Here is an 18920-nt window from a genome sequence, read left to right as displayed (position 1 = left end):
GTTAGTAAATAGGCTTTTCTCTCTCAACATGCTTTCTTTAAATAAAAAAGACTTAACAATAAAGCTAAGTCTCTCTTAAATATATTATTCTATTTCATCTAAAATGTCTTTGCAACCTTATCAATTGCGTTTATAGTAAAATCTAAATCGTCATATGTCAAAGCATCTGTAATGAACCAAGTTTCGTATGCTGATGGTGCAATGTAAATACCTTCGTTCAGCAAACCGTGAAAGAATTTCTTAAACGTTTCGTTATCCCCTTTTGCAGCTGTTTGAAAATCAACAACGGGGTTTTCATCAAAATGAACGGAAATCATAGAACCTACCCTATTAATTGTAAAAATAATATTGTTTGCTTTTAAAACCCTATCAATTCCTGCTTCCAGATAAGCGGTTTTTTCTTCTAAACGTGTAAAAATAGCAGGATCACTATTTAACGATTCCAGCATCGCCAATCCTGCCGCCATTGCTAATGGATTTCCGGATAAGGTTCCTGCCTGATACACCGGACCAAGCGGTGCTAAGTGATTCATAATTTCTTCGGGAGCAGCAAAAGCCCCAACAGGCAACCCGCCACCAATTACTTTTCCGAAGGTTACAATATCAGCCTTAATGTTATACAATTCCTGAACGCCTCCACGGGCCAGGCGAAAACCTGTCATTACCTCATCAAAGATTAGTAAGATTCCGTTTGCGGTACACAAATCTCTTAAGCCCTGCAGGAAACCTTCTTTAGGCGGAATACATCCCATATTTCCGGCTACCGGCTCAATGATGATGGCCGCTATTTCGTTTTTATTGGCTTCTATTACCGTTTTTACATTTTCTAAATCATTGTATTTTGCCAACAACGTATCTTTTGCAGTTCCTTCTGTAACACCCGGACTGTTTGGAGATCCGAAAGTTACCGCTCCACTACCCGCCTGAATCAAAAAGGAATCAGAATGTCCGTGATAGCAGCCTGCAAATTTGATGATTTTATCTCTTTTTGTAAATCCGCGAGCCAGACGAATTGCACTCATACACGCTTCTGTACCTGAATTTACAAATCTGATTTTATCAATATTCGGCACCATCGCAACCGCTAAAGCCGCGATTTGAGTTTCGAGTTCCGTTGGCATTCCAAATGAGGTTCCCAGTTTTGCTTTTTCGATTACGGCATCAATAACAGGTTCATACGCGTGGCCTAAAACCATTGGTCCCCATGAATTGATATAATCTATTAATTTATTTCCGTCTTCATCATACAAATAGGCCCCTTTGGCACTTTTTACAAAAATTGGAGTTCCCCCAACGGCTTTAAATGCTCTTACCGGGGAATTTACTCCTCCAGGAATTACTTTTTCTGCTTCAGCAAAAAGCTGGCTACTTCTTTTATAGATCATTTTTTTATTTTAGAATTTTTCAATTGATAATTGACAATTGTTAAATTAATTATTTCACTTTCAACCTCTGCCCTACTGAAAGCGTATTCTCTGAAAGGTTATTTTTTCGTTTTAAATCATCCACCAGTATATTGAATTTTTTCGATATTGAATATAAGGTGTCTCCTTTTTGAACTTCATACCAATTTGGATCGTTAGAGTTTGAAGCCTGGTTATTTGCAATTGATTTATCTGACGGCTTGTAGTTTTTACCGGTAACCTCACAATCGTATTGATGGAGATTATAACGTTCAATATAACTGATTAATTTATCGGGATAATTAGGATCTGTAGCATAACCTGCTGTTCTCAAACCTTTTGCCCATGACTTATAGTCATCTTTTTCGTAAGTGAATAATGTTGCATATCTGTTTTTACCCACTAAAAACAATGCATGATCCCTGTAGGATTCTGAAGCCTCCCTATATTTCCTAAAACATTCCTGAGCCGAATCATCATCATGGCGTACACTTTCCCCTAACCAGTCTTTATGGCATTTTATTCCGAAATGGTTATTGGCTTCTATAGCTAAATCCCCTTTGCCTGCCCCTGATTCGAGAATTCCCTGTGCCAGAATAATACTGGCCGGAATACCATATTTTTTCATGTTTGACATGGCAATATCCTTGTATTGCAAAACATAATCGTTAATTAAATTACTGGTTACCACCGTTTTTGAAGTAGACTGAATCACTTCAGTGGTGTTGTTTGTTGTGGGATAATTTTTAGCAGTGGCTTTAGTGTATGCCGGCTTTTTTGTAGTTGCCGTTCTTGGTTTCTGTATTGCTGCTGCTTTTTTGGTGGTTGCAATAGCCGGCTTACTGGATGAGCAGCCTGCTAAAATTGCTATTATGAAGAATATTATAATTTTTTTAAACATTCGTTTTAAGTATTGGTAATTTTTTCTGCCTTAATTTTAAATTCATCCCTTCAATTCCCTGCAATCCGCCGGTGTGAATGAGTAGAATTTTTGAAAGCGGAGGAAAATAATTTTTGCTGATCAGATCTATAACGCCAAAAACCATCTTTCCTGTGTAAATTGGATCCAATGGGACTTTATTTGTTTCCAGAAAAGAATTAATAAACTCAATTAATTCTAAATTTATTTTGCCATAACCTCCAAAATGATAGTCAGAAATTAATTCCCAGTTATTTTTTTTGGCAAAAATACAAATTTCATCTATTAAAAAGTCACCTTTTAAGGCAGGAAATCCTAAAATTTTCTGATCTGGCAACGCGCTATTTATCAATCCTGCAATTGTTCCGCCTGTTCCTACCGCGCAGCAAATGTAATCGAACTCGGAATCTTCGTCTGTTAAAATCTCTTCGCAGCCTTTTACAGCCAGTTGGTTTGTTCCACCTTCGGGCACTAAATAAAAATCGCCAAACTTATTTTTTAGTTTTTCTGTAAAGGAAGCTTCACTTTTATTTCGATACTCTTCCCTGGAAACAAATACAAATTCCATTCCGTTTTGTTGAGCAAATTTCAGGGTTGGATTTTCTTCTATTTTATCCAAAAGTTCATCTCCCCGAATAATTCCGATAGTTTTGAATCCTTGTTCCTTCCCAGCATACGCTACTGCTGCAATATGATTCGAAAAAGCACCTCCAAAAGTCAATATGGTTTCTTTATTTTCGTCTTTAGCCTGAAGTAAATTGTATTTTAGTTTTCTGAATTTATTTCCGGAAACAAACGGATGAATCAAATCTTCACGTTTAATTGTCAAAGAAATATTGGCTGAAAAATTAATATTGATGTTCTGATTCAAAATTGCTATTTTAATTTAATGTATTTCAGAAATTGAAAGAAAGATCGTTTTTTTAAATACTGAAAATCGCATTCCTTCGCATAAGCTTCTCTTTCAAAACTAATATTCCGATAGGCTAAATCTATATTTTTATATTGAATCAAACGAATTAAATACTCTAAAAAGTACCAGATAAAAAAAGGCAGAATCAACATTTCCAATTGCTGTTTCAAATGGATTTTTTCATGATTGACAAAAATTAAGTTTGTTTTATCAAAATCATATTTTACCACAACAAAAGGAAAAACAGCCATTCCGCGATATCCTTTCGGAATTAAATATTTGGCAACAATCAGAAACATTGGCTGTAAAATTTATAAATTTGTATCTGTAAAAATGGTCAGTTTCATTAAAATCACAATTGAATACTTATTTTATTTTTGAAAAAATAGAAATTTGGCCTAAAACAGATTTATGAAAGAACAAAGTAATGAAAATAAATTAATCGAAGGCGAAGATTTTTACTATACGCCTGAAGGTTATAAATGCTTTACCGAAAAGCATCATCTAAAAAGAGGATATTGCTGTAAAAGCGGCTGCCGACATTGTCCTTATGGTTTTGATAAAAACACGGGACGAATCAGGAAAACGAATTAGAAAATGTGCCAATTTGACAATTAGATAATTCTTTTAATGTGTCAATTTGAAAATGTGCCAATTAGATAATTCAAAAAAACTGAAATCAACAATCTAAACTCTAAAATTATAAATGGATATTCTGCTTCGAAAATTTAGGATTAAAATCCACAAATCCTATCACAGGTCGGATATTCGTTATCCCTAGTTCATTTTTTTTCAATGGAAATTTAGCTGTTACTATCTTTTTATAATCAATGTAAAAAACCTTAGTAACTTAAAATCTTAGCAACTTAGAAACTTTAAAAAAATGACTTTCAAAGAAGAAATACAACAAGGAATTCCCTCGATATTACCTCCAAAAGCAACATATGATTTAGCCATTAATCATGCACCAAAGCGAAAAGACATACTTTCTGCAGAAGAGAAAAAGCTGGCTTTAAAAAATGCTTTACGCTATTTTGATGCCAAACATCATGCTGAATTACTTCCTGAATTTTCAGAAGAATTAGAAAAATACGGGCGTATCTATATGTATCGCCTTCGTCCTGATTACACAATGTACGCCAGACCAATTGATGAATATCCGGGAAAATCTTTGCAGGCAAAAGCGATAATGCATATGATTCAGAACAATCTGGATTATGCTGTGGCACAACATCCGCATGAATTGATTACGTATGGCGGCAACGGAGCTGTTTTTCAGAACTGGGCGCAATATTTACTGACCATGCAATATTTGTCTGAAATGACAGATGACCAGACTTTAACGATGTATTCAGGACACCCGATGGGATTATTTCCTTCCCATAAAGAAGCGCCCAGAGTTGTCGTTACCAACGGAATGGTGATTCCGAATTACTCTAAACCAGACGACTGGGAAAAAATGAATGCTTTGGGAGTTTCTCAATACGGTCAAATGACGGCGGGAAGTTATATGTATATTGGTCCACAGGGAATTGTGCACGGAACTACGATTACAGTTTTAAATGGTTTCAGAAAAATAAAACTAAAGCCTGAAGGCAATCTTTTTGTAACTTCTGGCCTTGGCGGCATGTCAGGCGCTCAGCCAAAAGCGGGAAATATTGCAGGCTGTATCACGGTCTGCGCCGAAGTAAATCCAAAAATTACCAAAATCCGTCACGAACAAGGCTGGATTAATGAAGTCGTAACCTCAACAGAAGAGTTGGTAAAAAGAGTCAATTCGGCGAAAGCCAATAAAGAAGTGGTTTCGATTGCCTATTTAGGAAATGTGGTTGATGTCTGGGAATGTTTCGACAAGGAAAATATAAAAATTGATTTGGGTTCTGACCAAACTTCGCTTCATAATCCGTGGGCGGGCGGTTATTATCCGGTTGGAATTTCTTTCGAAGAAGCCAATGAAATGATGGCAAATAACCCTGAATTATTCAAAGAAAAAGTGCAGGAAACGTTACGCCGACATGCCGATGCCATTAACAAACATACCGCAAAAGGCACTTACTTTTTTGATTATGGAAATGCCTTTTTATTAGAAGCTTCCCGTGCCGGAGCCGATGTAATGGCAGAGAATAATATCGATTTTAAATATCCGAGTTACGTTCAGGATATTATGGGACCCATGTGTTTCGATTACGGTTTTGGTCCTTTCAGATGGGTTTGTACTTCTGGAAATCCGGAAGATCTACAAAAAACAGATACTATTGCCTGTCATGTTTTAGAAGAAATGGCGAAAACGGCTCCAAATGAAATTCAGCAGCAAATGCAGGATAACATCAAATGGATCAAAGGTGCGCAGGAAAATAAACTGGTTGTGGGTTCTCAAGCGAGAATTCTGTATGCCGATGCTGAAGGCCGTATTAAAATTGCCGAAGCATTTAATCAGGCCATTGCAAAAGGTGAAATTGGAATCGTTGTTTTAGGGCGTGATCATCATGACGTTTCAGGAACAGATTCCCCATACAGAGAAACGTCAAACATCTACGATGGTTCGCGTTTTACGGCAGATATGGCGATCCAGAATGTAATTGGCGACAGCTTCAGAGGAGCAACCTGGGTATCCATCCATAATGGTGGCGGAGTTGGCTGGGGCGAGGTCATAAATGGTGGCTTTGGTATGGTTCTTGATGGCTCTAAAGAAGCGTCAAAACGTTTAGCATCAATGCTTTTCTGGGATGTTACCAATGGAATTTCAAGACGAAGCTGGGCCCGGAATGACGAAGCTATCTTTGCCATTAAAAGAGCCATGCAAGTTGAGCCTTTATTAAAAGTAACTTTGCCTAATATCGTAGATGAAAGTTTATTTTAGCTTACCGTTTTTTTATATTTAACTAAATTAAGAACACTAAATATTAACAATATGAAAACATTTAAATTACTACCAATTTTTCTGGTTCTACTACTAACATCCTGCAGTACAGTTAGTGTTTATTCTGATTATGATAAAAATGTAGACTTTGCTCCTTATAAAACATATGCTTTCTTTAAACCCGGAATTGACAAAGTTGAAATCTCTGATTTGGATAAAAGGAGAATTCTTCATGCAATCGATACTGAATTACAAGCCAAAGGATTTACTAAAAGTGAAACACCTGATTTGTTAGTGAATATTTTTACCAAGTCAAGAGAACAGGTTAATGTCAACCAATTCAATGCCGGCTGGGGCTATGGCTGGGGATGGGGATGGAATCCTTACATGATGTACGGAGGCCAGCCAATGGTTTCAACCTCTACCGAAGGCACTTTATTCATTGACTTAATTGATGCTAAAAAGAAAGAGATGATCTGGCAGGGTGAAGCTGTTGCTACTCTGACTAAGAACGTTGACAAGAAAGATGAAAGAGTTCAGGAAATTGTAAGCAAAGTTTTGGCGCAATATCCTCCGGTTAAAAAATAATCAATACATTTGTTTTTCAAACGAGAAAAATGACAAATTTAAATAACATCATTACCGCTATTATTAACATTATTGCAATTGAGCAATAATGGCGGGGTGTATATCTAAGAAAGACAAATACAATTTATTAAACCTCCCTAACCCGGGAGGTTTTTTTATTTTACAAAACTAATACTATGAATTTATTCAACGAAGTACTTGCTGCAAAAAAGCAACTCGAAAGCGTAGTTATTGCTACTCCACTTACACAAAACCTGAATCTTTCAGACGAATTTAAATCGACTATTTTATTAAAAAGAGAAGATTTACAAATTGTCCGTTCCTATAAAATCAGGGGAGCATACAACAAAATTTCTTCGTTAAGTGATCCTGAAAAAGCTGTTGGAATAGTTTGTGCCAGTGCAGGAAATCATGCGCAGGGCGTTGCTTATTCCTGTAATTTACTTCAAATACATGGCAAAATTTATATGCCCAAAACCACTCCGAAACAAAAAGTAAAACAGGTACAGTTATTTGGAAAATCATTTGTTGAAATTGTACTGACCGGAGATACTTTTGATGATGCGTATGCTTCGGCTACTGCAGATGCCATTAAAAACCACAAAATATTCATTCACCCTTTTGATGATGAAAAAGTCATTGCAGGACAAGGTACTGTAGGATTAGAAATTCTTGACAGTTATAAAGAACCTATAGATTATGTTTTTGTTCCGATTGGCGGTGGAGGACTGGCATCAGGTTTGTCGGAAGTTTTTAAACATCTGAGTCCGAACACTAAAATAATCGGTGTTGAACCAAAAGGTGCTCCTTCGATGAAAACTTCGATTGCAGAAAATAGAAATACAATTCTAAAAACGATTGATAAATTCGTTGATGGAGCCGCTGTAAAACAAGTCGGTGATACTACTTTTGAAATCTGCCGAAACAATTTAGACGATATTATTTTGGTACCGGAAGGAAAAGTCTGTACTACTATTTTGCGTTTGTACAATGAAGAAGCTATGGTTGTAGAACCAGCCGGAGCCTTGACAATTGCAGCATTAGATTTTTATAAAGATAAAATAAAAGGTAAAAATGTTGTTTGTATAGTAAGCGGAAGTAATAATGATATTGAAAGAACTGCCGAAATAAAAGAACGTTCCTTACTTTATGAAGGTTTAATGCATTATTTCATGATTCAGTTTCCGCAACGTCCCGGAGCATTGAAAGAATTTGTAAATAATATTTTAGGCCCTGATGATGATATTACCTATTTTCAGTTTGCGAAGAAAACAAGCCGCGAAATGGGTTCTGTCGTGGTTGGACTGGAATTAAAAAACAAGAAAGATATTCTGGCAGTCAAAATGAATATGACTAAAAACGGTTTCGAGTTTCAATATTTAAATGATAATCCTGATTTGTTTACGCAATTGATTGGATAACATAAGTTTTTCTGATAAATATCAGTAACAGGCAAAATGATATCATGTATTTTTGCAATCGAATTTAATTTAAAAAAAAATGGCTGTCCAGGATATATCCAACATAGAAGACATTAAACTTGTAGTCAATACTTTTTATGAAAAAGTGCAGAACGATGATTTAATCGGCCCAATTTTTAACGAAAAAATGACAGGAAGATGGCCTGAACATCTGGAAAAAATGTACCGTTTCTGGCAGACTATACTTTTAGAGGAACACACTTACTCCGGAACACCTTTTCCTCCTCACAAGCATTTACCTGTCAATCAGACGCATTTTGATCGCTGGATGGAAATTTTCACGACTACGGTTGACAGCTTGTTTACTGGAAAACTAGCCGAGGAAGCCAAAGTTCGTGCCGCGAATATGGCACATATGTTCAATTATAAAATCGAATATTTTAGAAATTTAGAAAATGAATAAAATTTCACTGCAATTTTTATAAATTGCCTGAATACTATTTCTAAATAATTAAATTTGACAACCAACTATTCTAACATGAAAAAAGTAATTCTTCTATTGGTTCTATTTTGCGGTTTATTTTCAATTAATGCAAAAGCTCAATCTACCATAAACACTTTGTACAAAGGAAGTATTGATGGAAAAATACCTGTTACTTTTTATATCAAAACTGAAGAAAATCCTTGTACAGCTGATTTGATGTATACCTCAATGTATAAATATGATAAAACCGGAAGCTGGATTCAATTAGACATTACCCAAAATAAAAAAAATGAGAATCAATTTGTTTTAGTAGAACATGGATTTTCTGGCGTCATGATTTTGAAAAAGGAAGGTGCTGATTTTATTGGTGTCTGGATAAGCCCCGACAGTAAAAAACAATTAAAAGTTGACGTAAAAAAAACTCGCATGACAAAAAAGGAAATTGAAAATTACGAAGACAAAATGGAGAAAATAAACTATGAAAATAATGATTGTTAATCATTTTCAATATTCTGATTTTCGAATAAGTTAATTTATAATTTTCCTATTTCTATATTTGTTTTTTCCCAAATATCATTTTCAGTAGCCTTTTTGAATGCTTTTGGATTGGCATCTTTAATATCTCTAAAAATCATATTCTTTTCCATTGGTATAGTAAACATGATTTTTATCTTTAATTATGCCTGAAGCAGCAATTTCAAAAGCAGCATCGTCAACAAAGTGCTTTCTTCCCTTCCAAAAAACATTCCTTTTGTCCTTACCAAAATCTCGGTTCAGGGACTGAATTATTCCACATCAGCATCAGATTCAAACACCCTAATTCAAACCAATTCCCTATTCAAGCATGGACTACTAATTTTTTCGGTAATGATAATAGTACGAATTAGAAATTTTACTATTGACCCGATCTCCTATTTTTAATAAAAAAGTATCTTATGCCTAAAAAGCCCAGATTTGTATTGGTTATACAACAGTACGAGCAAATTCAAATATTTTTTTTTAAAGAATAGTATTTTAATTAACAATTATCCAAAAAAACACTCCTATTTATGAAAATCAATCTTTAAAAAGTTATTTTAAATACCTAAAATTCGTAATTTTACATTTGAAACCTACAAAGATTCTGAAATGAATTCCATTATTGAGACAAATCCATTATTAGAAAAACTGCCTGAACATTTAAAGCAATTTATTAAACCACAGGATTATAACGATTATACGCCCATTAATCAGGCCGTCTGGCGTTATGTGATGCGAAAAAATGTGGATTATTTATCTAAAGTGGCGCATAACTCCTATTTGAATGGTTTAAAAAAAACCGGAATCGAAATTAACTCCATACCAAGTATGTATGGCATGAACCGAATCCTGACCGAAATTGGCTGGGCAGCAGTTGCCGTAGACGGATTTATTCCTCCCAATGCTTTCATGGAATTTCAGGCATATAATGTTTTAGTTATTGCTTCGGATATTCGTCAACTCGAACATATTGAATATACACCTGCACCGGATATTATTCATGAAGGTGCCGGCCACGCTCCTATTATTGCCAATCCGGAATATGCTGAATATTTACGCCGGTTTGGAGAAATTGGCTGCAAAGCTATTTCATCCCACAAAGATTATCAGATGTATGAAGCAATTCGACTGCTTTCTATTTTGAAAGAAGCCGAAGATACACCACACGAAAAAATCGATGAAGCCGAAAAAGCAGTTGCTGATTTACAAAACAATATGGGCGAATTATCAGAAATGGCCCAGATTCGTAATTTGCATTGGTGGACAGTTGAATATGGCTTAATTGGAACCGTTGAAAAACCAAAAATATATGGTGCCGGATTACTTTCGTCTATAGGGGAAAGTGCTTGGTGTATGACTGATAATGTAAAGAAAATCCCTTATGATATATCGGCTGCCAGCCAGAATTTTGATATTACGCAACTCCAGCCTCAACTTTATGTGACGCCAAATTTTTCTTATTTGAGTTTAATTTTAGAAGAATTTGCCAATAAAATGGCATTGCGCACCGGAGGGCTTTCAGGAATTCAAAAACTAATTCATTCAAATGCTTTAGGAACAATAGAATTGAGTACAGGTTTACAAATTTCCGGAGTTTTTACCAATGTTCTGGAAGAAGAAGGAAAGCCTGTTTATATTCAAACGACAGGAAAAACAGCTTTATCCTACCGTGAAAAAGAATTGGTTGGCCACGGAACTCTGACTCATTCAGAAGGCTTTGGAAGTCCTATTGGAAAACTAAAAGGTTTCAATTTAGCGATTGAAGATATGAGCCCGAAGGATTTGCAAGCCTACAGCATCGTTGAAAATGAAACTGTAAAACTGGAATTTGAAGGCAATATTATTGTTGAAGGAGAAATTATTACCGGTTCAAGAAATCTACATGGAGAAATTATTTTAATTAGTTTTAGAAATTGTACCGTAAGTCATGGCGAAACAATTTTGTTTCAGCCAGAATGGGGAAATTACGATATGGCTATTGGCAAAAAGGTAGTTTCTGCATTTTCCGGTCCCGCCGATGTAAATAGTTTTGATCTGATAAATTCAGTTCCTAAAACAACTACTATAAAAGCAAAGCACACAAACGAGCGTGATGATTTGGAAATATTATACCAGACTGTCCGCATGATCAGAGAAAATAAAGATTCTAAATCAGAACTAAAAGCTGTTTTTGAAAAGTTAAAAAAAAATCATCCTGCTGATTGGCTGCTTTCTGTAGAAATTACTGAACTTTTGAAGGATTCAGACGAGAAAGAACTTTTACAGGAAGTTTTATTTTATTTGGATCAACTCAAAGAAAAACGTCCTGAAGTGGCACATTTAATTGCTGGCGGATTGGATTTGATTTTTGATAAGAAGGTTCTTTAGAGATTTACCGCTAAAGTCCTTATACACGAATTTTTATCTATTCTACATGTAACTTAGTTTAATCTTTGTTGCGCCATGTTTTTTGTAACACTTTAGAATATTTTTTAACTGATTTAATTCTGCTACAAATTTATTAGAACTTAAATATCCATTGTCATTTGGAAATCCATGTAATGGATTTTTTTCATATTCTCTTTGTTTCTGATTATTTTTTTCCATCTCATTTTCATCAGAAGAAAATGTGTAATCTTCATAAACTGGATTGTATTTTACTTTTTTAAAGTAATTTGGATTTGATTTTATTTGGAATAATAGATTGTCAATTGTTTTTTCAAAAACAATTATATTTTTCCAATACTTTTTTGAATCTTCTTCTGCCTCAGAATCATAATCTTGAAAAGTTGACAAGTCAATTTTTCAAGATTTTCTCTACTTGACTGGCCATACTTTTTTCTCCAAAACCACCAATTTGTTCAAAAAAGAAAGATAATCCAGAAGGAAAATCATCTTTTCAGGTATTCTTAACATTGGATTCGATGTAATAATGCATTCCAAAGAAATTCAGATTTAATAACGATATTAAAATCAATAGGCTAGTTTTCATCTATATTGCTTATAATTTCAAATCCTGATTAAAATCTGTATCTGATTCAATTGTTTTGCCATTGTATTCCAGTTTCCAGCCCATTGAATTTGTCAGGATTAAAATCTTAGACAATTCACTGATCAGTCTGTTTTGTGCATTTGTCTTTAAGGAAGATTTATCGATTTTCTTTGCGAGATTGGCTTTTACGGATTTGTTGATTTTATTGTAATCATCCCCCGTAAACGGATTTAATTTGCTTTGTTCGACATCATAAAACTGAATATCAGGATTAATTGTAATTTCCTCTTTCGGAATATTGAGAATTGTTATTGTCTTATTTTTTTCATCAATATCATATTTAATCTTATGCAAATCATAAGCAACAGTTACATTTGCATTGACAACAATCAGCGCTTTCTTTTCAAAAGAAAGCATATTCATTAAATACTTCTGCTGGTTTTTATAGGTGATAACTTCAGAGAAATGTCCTTCAGTAACAACCAATTTTCCAACATTTAAAATTTGTTGTTGAATAATATTCGTATTATAAGCGATAGAATCGTCTTCTTTTTTTAATTCGCAATATTTGAAAGCAAGCACAATTGTAACTACAATTCCTGCAATAACTAAAAGTTTTTTAAGCATATATCCGGGTATAATTTTATGATAGCTAATTTAATCTTTTTACGAAGGATTTTAACTTATTTTAATCTTCTTTTATAAAATTAAAACTTTTGCGTTAACGTTGTAATTATGTAAGATTATTATTTTTTTAAATAAGCATTTGGAAAGAGTGTTGCTTTATTTTTGTAAAATTGATTTTAACCAGCAAAATTAAAATGTATATGATTGAAAAAATTAAGGAGTTACCAGCAAATATGATTGGTTTTAAAACTGCCGGCCAGATAGTTAGAGGCGATGTTGATTTTGTAACATCAGAAGTACGGCTTTTAATTGAAGATGCTCCCAAACTCAATTATCTACTATTTTTTGATAATTCCCCAACCGATTTTACATTAGGTGCGTGGTTGCATGAATCCTTGTTAAGTATTAAAAACCTGACAAAATGGACAAGAGCTGCTATCGTAACGGATTGTCAGAGAATGATCAATTTTACTACAGTTTTTAATACCGTTATGCCGGGAGAATTTAAAGGATTCAAAAAAGAAGATTATATGCTGGCAATAGACTGGACATCAGAAAAAATAGATTTAGATTAATTTTAAAAATAATATTATGAACGAAGATTTAAACAATAAAGAAGCTGTAGATAAATTAATTTCAATGGTAAAAGATATCAATGTGGCTATCTTTTGTACAGAGCTTACTAAAGCACCACTTCAATCCAGACCAATGAGTGTTCAGGATGTTGATGATCAGGGAAATTTGTGGTTTATCAGCTCTGCAACAAGCAATAAGAATTTTGAAATTTTAAAAGATAGCCAGGTTCAGTTATTTTTTGCCAGTAACTCGAGTTCTCAATACATTTCAATTTATGGTAATGCCACAATATATAAAGATCAGGAGAAAATAAATGAGTTATGGAGCCCTGTAATTAAAGCCTGGTTTGAAGATGGTAAAAATGACCCAAAAGTTACAGTTATAAAAGTAAGTCCATCAGATGCCTATTATTGGGATACAAAAGATGGTAAAATAATTTCATTACTAAAGATGGCCGGTTCAGCAATTTTTGGAACTACATCAGATATAGGAGTTGAAGGGAAATTAAATATATAAAAAAAGAGACTCAAATTTGAGTCTCTTTCTTTTTGACAAATATGCGGAAATTATTGATCCGCATTTAATTCGTCTATTACTTCTTTCGTCAATAGCAAGCTTTTTAATTTTGCCTCATGGTCAAAAATTGGACTGGTTACCATTAATTCATCAATTTTAGCATAATCAATAAACTTTCTTAAATCGGCTGCAATTTGCTTTTTACTTCCAACAAAAGAAGCTGCAGTCATCTGATTGACATGAAATCGCTCTTCTTCGCTCATAATATCATCCAGGGAATTTACTGGAGGCTGAAGGCCTTTGCGATCATTGCGAATTAGATTCAGAAACATTTGATATAAACTTGTAGATAATTTTTCGGCCTCTTCATCTGTATCTGCTGCAATAATATTAACACAAGCCATCGTTTTCGGTTTATCCAAAAACGATGATGGCTGAAAGTTATCACGATAAAATTCAAAAGCCTGCAACATTTGGCGAGGTGCAAAATGTCCTGCAAAAGCATACGGAAAACCATAAGAAGCAGCCAATGATGCACTTTCCATGCTTGAACCCAAAATCCAAATAGGCACTTTTGTTCCTTCAGCAGGAAAAGCACGTACTTTTGCAGTAGCATTTTCTTCAGAAAAATATTCCTGAAGCTTAGATACATTCTGTGGAAATCGCTGTGCCTGTTCAAAAAAATCTTTTCTAATAGCTTCGGCAGTTGGCTGATCAGTTCCTGGAGCCCTTCCTAAACCCAGATCAATTCTGTTTGGATATAGTGTTTCCAACGTTCCAAATTGTTCGGCAACAATTAAAGGAGAATGGTTTGGCAGCATAATGCCGCCCGAACCAACCCTAATATTTTGTGTCTGACTGGCAATATATCCAATCAAAACCACAGTAGCAGTACTCGCAACATGTGCCATGTTATGATGTTCGGCCAGCCAAAAACGTTTATAGCCTAAATGATCTGCTAATTGCGCTATTTCTTTTGTTTTGTTTAATGTTTCAGAAGCATTGCTGTCATTATTAATAATAGCTAATTCTAATATGGAGATTGAAATTGGATCTTTCATGTAAAATAATTCTTTTTTACAAAATTAATTCATTTGAAATGAAAGCTGAATTATGTGATGTTAATAGAATTATAATGTTTAAAACCTTTATTCTAATTTTCATTTTAAAACTTAAAACCCAAATGATTTAAAACCTAAATTTGTATCTCGAAAATTAAATTTCAATTCTAGCCTTTCCACAAATGACACACAAAATTTTAATTATCGACGACGAAGAAAAACTCAGAAGTCTGTTGGCACGTATTGTAAAATCGGAAGGTTTTGAAGTTTTCGAAGCTAAAGATTTGAAATCTGGTTTCAAAAAACTAGAACAAACCGATATTGATGTCGTTTTATGTGATGTGAAATTACCTGACGGAAATGGTGTTGATTTTCTTCAGAATATAAAAGGGAGTTTTCCACTTATCGAAGTTATTTTGCTAACTGCTTTCGGGAATATTCCCGATGGTGTGCAAGCCATGAAAAACGGAGCTTTCGATTATATTGTGAAAGGTGATGATAATGATAAAATTATACCATTATTGTACAAAGCTCTTGAAAAAGTGCAATTGCAAAAGAAAGTCAAACAACTCGAAAAGAGAATCTCTGATAAATATTCTTTTGAAGGGATTATTGGAAAATCAAAAGGTATCGAGCAAGTTATTGATCTTGCAAAAAAAGTAGCCAAAACAGATTCAACTGTGCTTTTAACAGGAGAAACTGGAACTGGAAAAGAAGTTTTCGCACAAGCAATTCACGAAAATAGTAACCGAATTGGAAAGTCATTCGTTGCATTGAATTGCAGTACTTTCAGCAAGGAAATTTTAGAAAGTGAACTTTTTGGTCACAAACAAGGCGCTTTTACTGGAGCCATAAAAGATAAAAAAGGTTTTATTGAAGAAGCCAATGGCGGTACTTTGTTTTTAGATGAAATTGGGGAAATGCCTTTAGAATTACAAGCAAAATTATTACGTGTTTTAGAAACTAGCGAATACATTCCAGTTGGTGATTCTACTCCCAAAAAATCAAATTTTAGATTAATTGCAGCGACAAACAGGGATTTAAAAACCGAAAGTGACGAGCATCGTTTTCGCTCTGATTTATATTTTCGTTTGAATATTTTCGAAATTAAACTTCCTCCGTTACGAGAAAGAATCAAAGATATTGCGCCGTTAACACTTTCTTTTGTCAAACAATTTTCTGAAAAAACCAATAAAAAGACTTTAGAAATCTCAGACGATTTTCTTCAGAAATTAGAAAATTATTCCTGGCCGGGAAATATTCGTGAACTCAAAAATATTATTGAGCGGTCAGTTATTTTAACTAGTGATTCTATTTTAACGTCAGATCTTTTGCCTTATGAAATGCAACATCAGCCTGAAAAGACAAATAAAACGATGTCGGCTTTCTCTATGCAAAGTATCGAAAAACTTCACATTCAAAAAGTATTGAATTATACGAAAGGAAATAAAGCTGAAACGGCTCGTTTGCTCGAAATAGGAATTGCAACTCTGTACCGGAAATTAGACGAGTACAACATACAATAGTCTTTATTTAAAAACATAGAGACATAGAATTGAATTCTTAATTTGAGATGTTTTTAGAAAATATATTTTTTCACATAGCTATGCGTTTTATTTTTAATGAAATACCTTATTTACATTTTAGAACTATGTTTCTATGTGTTAAAAATAATTTCAACCCAATCCAATAACTTATCATTTTAATAAAAGCTTATCATTTTGATAGGCTTTTTTTATGCCCAATTTTTGGCACAAAATCACAATTCTTTTATTGACAACGCTTTAGCTGTTGTGCCACTTTTTTGGAACAGCTTTTGGCATAAGGAGAGAAAACATTAAAATTCTTTCTAATGAAAAATCAAGTCAAATCTGTTTACAAACAATCAGAACGTTTTGCTGAGATTACCAAAAAAGCAATTATTTCGGGTAATATCCTTCGGGCAAAAAAATGCCTGGCTCTTGCTGAACATCTTTTTATTACAGGAAGTGCCGAAACTAAAAACGTAATTTCAAACGTCTATGTTTTTTCGGTTTCTTCTTTTATGGAAATGCGTCACTGCAGTATTTCACATCTTTTTCCACAAGCGCTTAAAGCGGAATATATCAAACAAATTAATACTTCTGGAGTATGATCACAGCAATCTTAACCGCAGTTGGACTGGCGTTATTCGCTGGTTTATTTAAAATGATTTCAATTTTTGAAAAAATCTAAAATTATGCAACTATTATTTATCATCGCCATCGCCGTTTTTATTTACATCGGTTATGTTTTAATCAAACCTGAAAAATTTTAATTTTTAATGAATCTAAAATTTACATTCTAAAATCTAAAATTAAAAATTTCACACTTATATCATGAATACAGAAATATTAGGAATTATCGTTATGTATGGATTAGTTATGCTTTTAGCTATTCCACTTGGTCGTTACATCGGCAAGATTTTCAATTATGAAACTACTTGGCTTGACAAAATTTTCGACCCAATCGACAAATTATTTTTTAAAGTTGGAGGCATAAATCCCAACATCGAAATGACTTGGAAACAGCATTTAGGAGCATTGTTATCTATCAACCTTATATGGTTTATCCTTTCGATGTTAGTTTTAACAAATATGTCTTGGTTGCCGTTTAATCCAGATGGAAACCCATCTATGACTGGAGATTTAGCTTTTAATACCACCATTAGTTTTATCACCAATACCAATTTACAGCATTATTCGGGAGAAAGCGGATTGTCTTATTTAGGACAATTGTCATTAATGCTTTGGCAATTTATTAGCGCGGGTTGCGGAATGGCAATTTGTGCAATGGTTTTTGTTGCCATGAAAGAAAAAACAACAACGCAATTAGGGAATTTCTACAGCTTTTTCGTTCGTTCTTGTACTAGAGTTTTATTGCCTTTAGCAATTATAGTCGCTTCAATTTTGGTTTTTAATGGAACTCCAATGACTTTTGAAGGGAAAGATAAAATCACAACTCTTGAAGGTAATGAACAAAATGTAAGTCGTGGTCCTGTTGCCGCTTTTGTAGCGATTAAACAATTGGGAACAAACGGAGGAGGATTTTACGGTCCAAACTCTTCAAACCCAATGGAGAATCCGAATTACTTGACTAACATTGTTGAAAATGCTTCCATCTTTTTGATTCCAATTGCGATGATTTTTGCACTTGGATTTGTTTTAAAACGCAAAAAATTATCCTGGACAATTTACAGTGTCATGACTTTAGGATTCTTGATTTTATTGATTCCAAGTGTTATTAGCGAAATGAACGGAAATCCTGCTATTTCTCATATGGGAATTGCCCAACACATGGGAAGTATGGAAGGAAAAGAAGTTCGTTTTGGGGCTGTTGCTTCCGCCAACTGGGCGACTTATACAACGGTTACCAGTAATGGTTCTGTAAATGCAATGCACGACAGTATGACGTCAATTGGAGGAATGATGGCACTTTTAGGAATGATGATTAACTGTTTTTATGGCGGTGTCGGTGTTGGATTTTTAAATTTCTACATCTTTATTATTCTTGCCGTTTTCATCAGTGGATTGATGGTTGGAAGAACTCCAGAATTCCTAGGAAAGAAAATTGAAGCCAAAGAAATGAAAATCGCTATGATGATTGCTTTACTTCACCCATTTTTGATTTTAGTAGGAACAGCGTTGGCAAGCAATTTATACGCAGGAAATCCTGAAGCTTTATCAGGTTGGTTAGCGAATCCTGGTTATCACGGTTTCTCAGAAATGTTATATGAGTTTACTTCATCAGCAGCGAATAACGGAAGTGGTTTTGAAGGTTTAGGTGATAATACGCCTTTCTGGAATATCTCAACTGGAATTGTAATGTTACTGGCTCGTTACTTACCAATTATCGGACCTGTTGCAATCGCTGGAATTTTAGCTTCTAAAAAATACGTTCCAGAAAGCAACGGAACTTTAAAAACAGATACTTCCACTTTTGGTTTACTTGTTTTTGCGGTAATCTTTATCGTAGCAGCTTTATCATTTTTCCCAGCTTTAACATTAGGACCAATTGCTGAATATTTTTCTGCGAAGTAAAATA

General features: G+C 34.1%; 20 protein-coding genes. 12 read left to right on the top strand and 8 right to left on the bottom strand.

What is annotated here, in order from left to right:
- Positions 1-98 precede the first annotated feature (98 nt).
- From hemL to ABI657_RS12585, 4 genes are read right to left on the bottom strand one after another with little or no spacing between them, the layout of a single operon-like run.
- Positions 99-1385, bottom strand: a complete 1287-nt coding sequence (gene hemL / locus ABI657_RS12600) for a glutamate-1-semialdehyde 2,1-aminomutase (protein WP_348097620.1) — start codon at positions 1383-1385, stop codon at positions 99-101.
- A 49-nt stretch (positions 1386-1434) separates the two neighbouring features.
- Entirely contained in the window at positions 1435-2304 is an 870-nt protein-coding gene (locus ABI657_RS12595; RefSeq protein ID WP_348097619.1) for a glucosaminidase domain-containing protein, read from the bottom strand.
- Entirely contained in the window at positions 2297-3193 is an 897-nt protein-coding gene (locus ABI657_RS12590) for a pyridoxal-phosphate dependent enzyme (protein ID WP_348097618.1), read from the bottom strand. The genes ABI657_RS12595 and ABI657_RS12590 overlap by 8 nt, the downstream gene beginning before the upstream one ends.
- Positions 3194-3198: 5 nt before the next feature.
- Positions 3199-3534 carry a hypothetical protein gene (locus ABI657_RS12585; RefSeq protein WP_348097617.1) on the bottom strand — a complete coding sequence of 112 codons (336 nt, stop codon included), beginning with the start codon at positions 3532-3534 and terminating at the stop codon, positions 3199-3201.
- 112 nt (positions 3535-3646) lie between these two features.
- Between ABI657_RS12585 and ABI657_RS12580 the strand changes: the two genes are divergently transcribed.
- The 6 genes from ABI657_RS12580 (at position 3647) to ABI657_RS12555 (ending at position 9086) form a co-directional block, all read left to right on the top strand.
- Positions 3647-3829 (top strand): DUF5522 domain-containing protein, encoded by a 183-nt coding sequence (locus ABI657_RS12580; protein WP_192185729.1) that lies wholly within the window; start codon positions 3647-3649, stop codon positions 3827-3829.
- Between the two features lie 289 nt (positions 3830-4118).
- Positions 4119-6095, top strand: coding sequence for a urocanate hydratase (locus ABI657_RS12575; RefSeq protein ID WP_348097616.1), 1977 nt, complete (start codon positions 4119-4121; stop codon positions 6093-6095).
- Between the two features lie 51 nt (positions 6096-6146).
- Positions 6147-6683: a DUF4136 domain-containing protein gene (locus ABI657_RS12570; protein ID WP_348097615.1), complete on the top strand. Its 537-nt coding sequence runs from the start codon at positions 6147-6149 to the stop codon at positions 6681-6683.
- Positions 6684-6859: 176 nt separating this feature from the next.
- Positions 6860-8104: a threonine ammonia-lyase IlvA gene (gene ilvA / locus ABI657_RS12565; RefSeq protein ID WP_348097614.1), complete on the top strand. Its 1245-nt coding sequence runs from the start codon at positions 6860-6862 to the stop codon at positions 8102-8104.
- 79 nt (positions 8105-8183) lie between these two features.
- Positions 8184-8567, top strand: coding sequence for a group III truncated hemoglobin (locus ABI657_RS12560; protein ID WP_348097613.1), 384 nt, complete (start codon positions 8184-8186; stop codon positions 8565-8567).
- A 75-nt stretch (positions 8568-8642) separates the two neighbouring features.
- The gene (locus ABI657_RS12555) at positions 8643-9086 is read left to right on the top strand and encodes a hypothetical protein (protein ID WP_348097612.1); all 444 of its coding nucleotides are present in this window, start codon (positions 8643-8645) and stop codon (positions 9084-9086) included.
- A gap of 35 nt (positions 9087-9121) precedes the next feature.
- On the opposite strand, the gene ABI657_RS12550 is transcribed toward ABI657_RS12555, so the two are convergent.
- Complete coding sequence (locus ABI657_RS12550; RefSeq protein WP_348097611.1) at positions 9122-9250, bottom strand: hypothetical protein; 129 nt, start codon at positions 9248-9250, stop codon at positions 9122-9124.
- Between the two features lie 466 nt (positions 9251-9716).
- Between ABI657_RS12550 and ABI657_RS12545 the strand changes: the two genes are divergently transcribed.
- Positions 9717-11474 (top strand): aromatic amino acid hydroxylase, encoded by a 1758-nt coding sequence (locus ABI657_RS12545; protein WP_348097610.1) that lies wholly within the window; start codon positions 9717-9719, stop codon positions 11472-11474.
- 42 nt (positions 11475-11516) lie between these two features.
- Here the strand turns inward: ABI657_RS12545 and ABI657_RS12540 are convergent, their stop codons facing one another.
- Positions 11517-11882, bottom strand: a complete 366-nt coding sequence (locus tag ABI657_RS12540) for a hypothetical protein (RefSeq protein WP_348097609.1) — start codon at positions 11880-11882, stop codon at positions 11517-11519.
- Between the two features lie 205 nt (positions 11883-12087).
- On the bottom strand, positions 12088-12705 hold the full coding sequence (locus tag ABI657_RS12535) for a DUF4230 domain-containing protein (RefSeq protein WP_348097608.1): 618 nt from the start codon (positions 12703-12705) through the stop codon (positions 12088-12090).
- Between the two features lie 200 nt (positions 12706-12905).
- On the opposite strand from ABI657_RS12535, the gene ABI657_RS12530 reads away from it, so the two are divergent.
- Positions 12906-13280, top strand: a complete 375-nt coding sequence (locus tag ABI657_RS12530; protein ID WP_348097607.1) for an STAS/SEC14 domain-containing protein — start codon at positions 12906-12908, stop codon at positions 13278-13280.
- A gap of 16 nt (positions 13281-13296) precedes the next feature.
- Positions 13297-13797, top strand: coding sequence for a pyridoxamine 5'-phosphate oxidase family protein (locus ABI657_RS12525; RefSeq protein WP_348097606.1), 501 nt, complete (start codon positions 13297-13299; stop codon positions 13795-13797).
- Positions 13798-13847: 50 nt separating this feature from the next.
- Here ABI657_RS12525 and ABI657_RS12520 read toward each other — a convergent pair whose 3' ends face one another.
- Positions 13848-14858 (bottom strand): LLM class flavin-dependent oxidoreductase, encoded by a 1011-nt coding sequence (locus ABI657_RS12520; RefSeq protein WP_348097605.1) that lies wholly within the window; start codon positions 14856-14858, stop codon positions 13848-13850.
- 182 nt (positions 14859-15040) lie between these two features.
- On the opposite strand from ABI657_RS12520, the gene ABI657_RS12515 reads away from it, so the two are divergent.
- The 3 genes from ABI657_RS12515 (at position 15041) to kdpA (ending at position 18916) form a co-directional block, all read left to right on the top strand.
- Positions 15041-16384, top strand: coding sequence for a sigma-54 dependent transcriptional regulator (locus ABI657_RS12515; RefSeq protein WP_348097604.1), 1344 nt, complete (start codon positions 15041-15043; stop codon positions 16382-16384).
- A 326-nt stretch (positions 16385-16710) separates the two neighbouring features.
- Complete coding sequence (locus tag ABI657_RS12510) at positions 16711-16992, top strand: hypothetical protein (protein WP_348097603.1); 282 nt, start codon at positions 16711-16713, stop codon at positions 16990-16992.
- A gap of 223 nt (positions 16993-17215) precedes the next feature.
- A complete protein-coding gene (gene kdpA, locus ABI657_RS12505; RefSeq protein ID WP_348097602.1) occupies positions 17216-18916 on the top strand; it encodes a potassium-transporting ATPase subunit KdpA in 1701 nt (566 codons plus the stop codon).
- Positions 18917-18920: the final 4 nt, after the last annotated feature.

The organism is Flavobacterium sp. (assembly GCF_039930565.1).
In the GTDB taxonomy this organism is placed as follows: Bacteria; Bacteroidota; Bacteroidia; order Flavobacteriales; family Flavobacteriaceae; genus Flavobacterium.
This window is presented reverse-complemented; position numbering and strand designations above follow the sequence as displayed.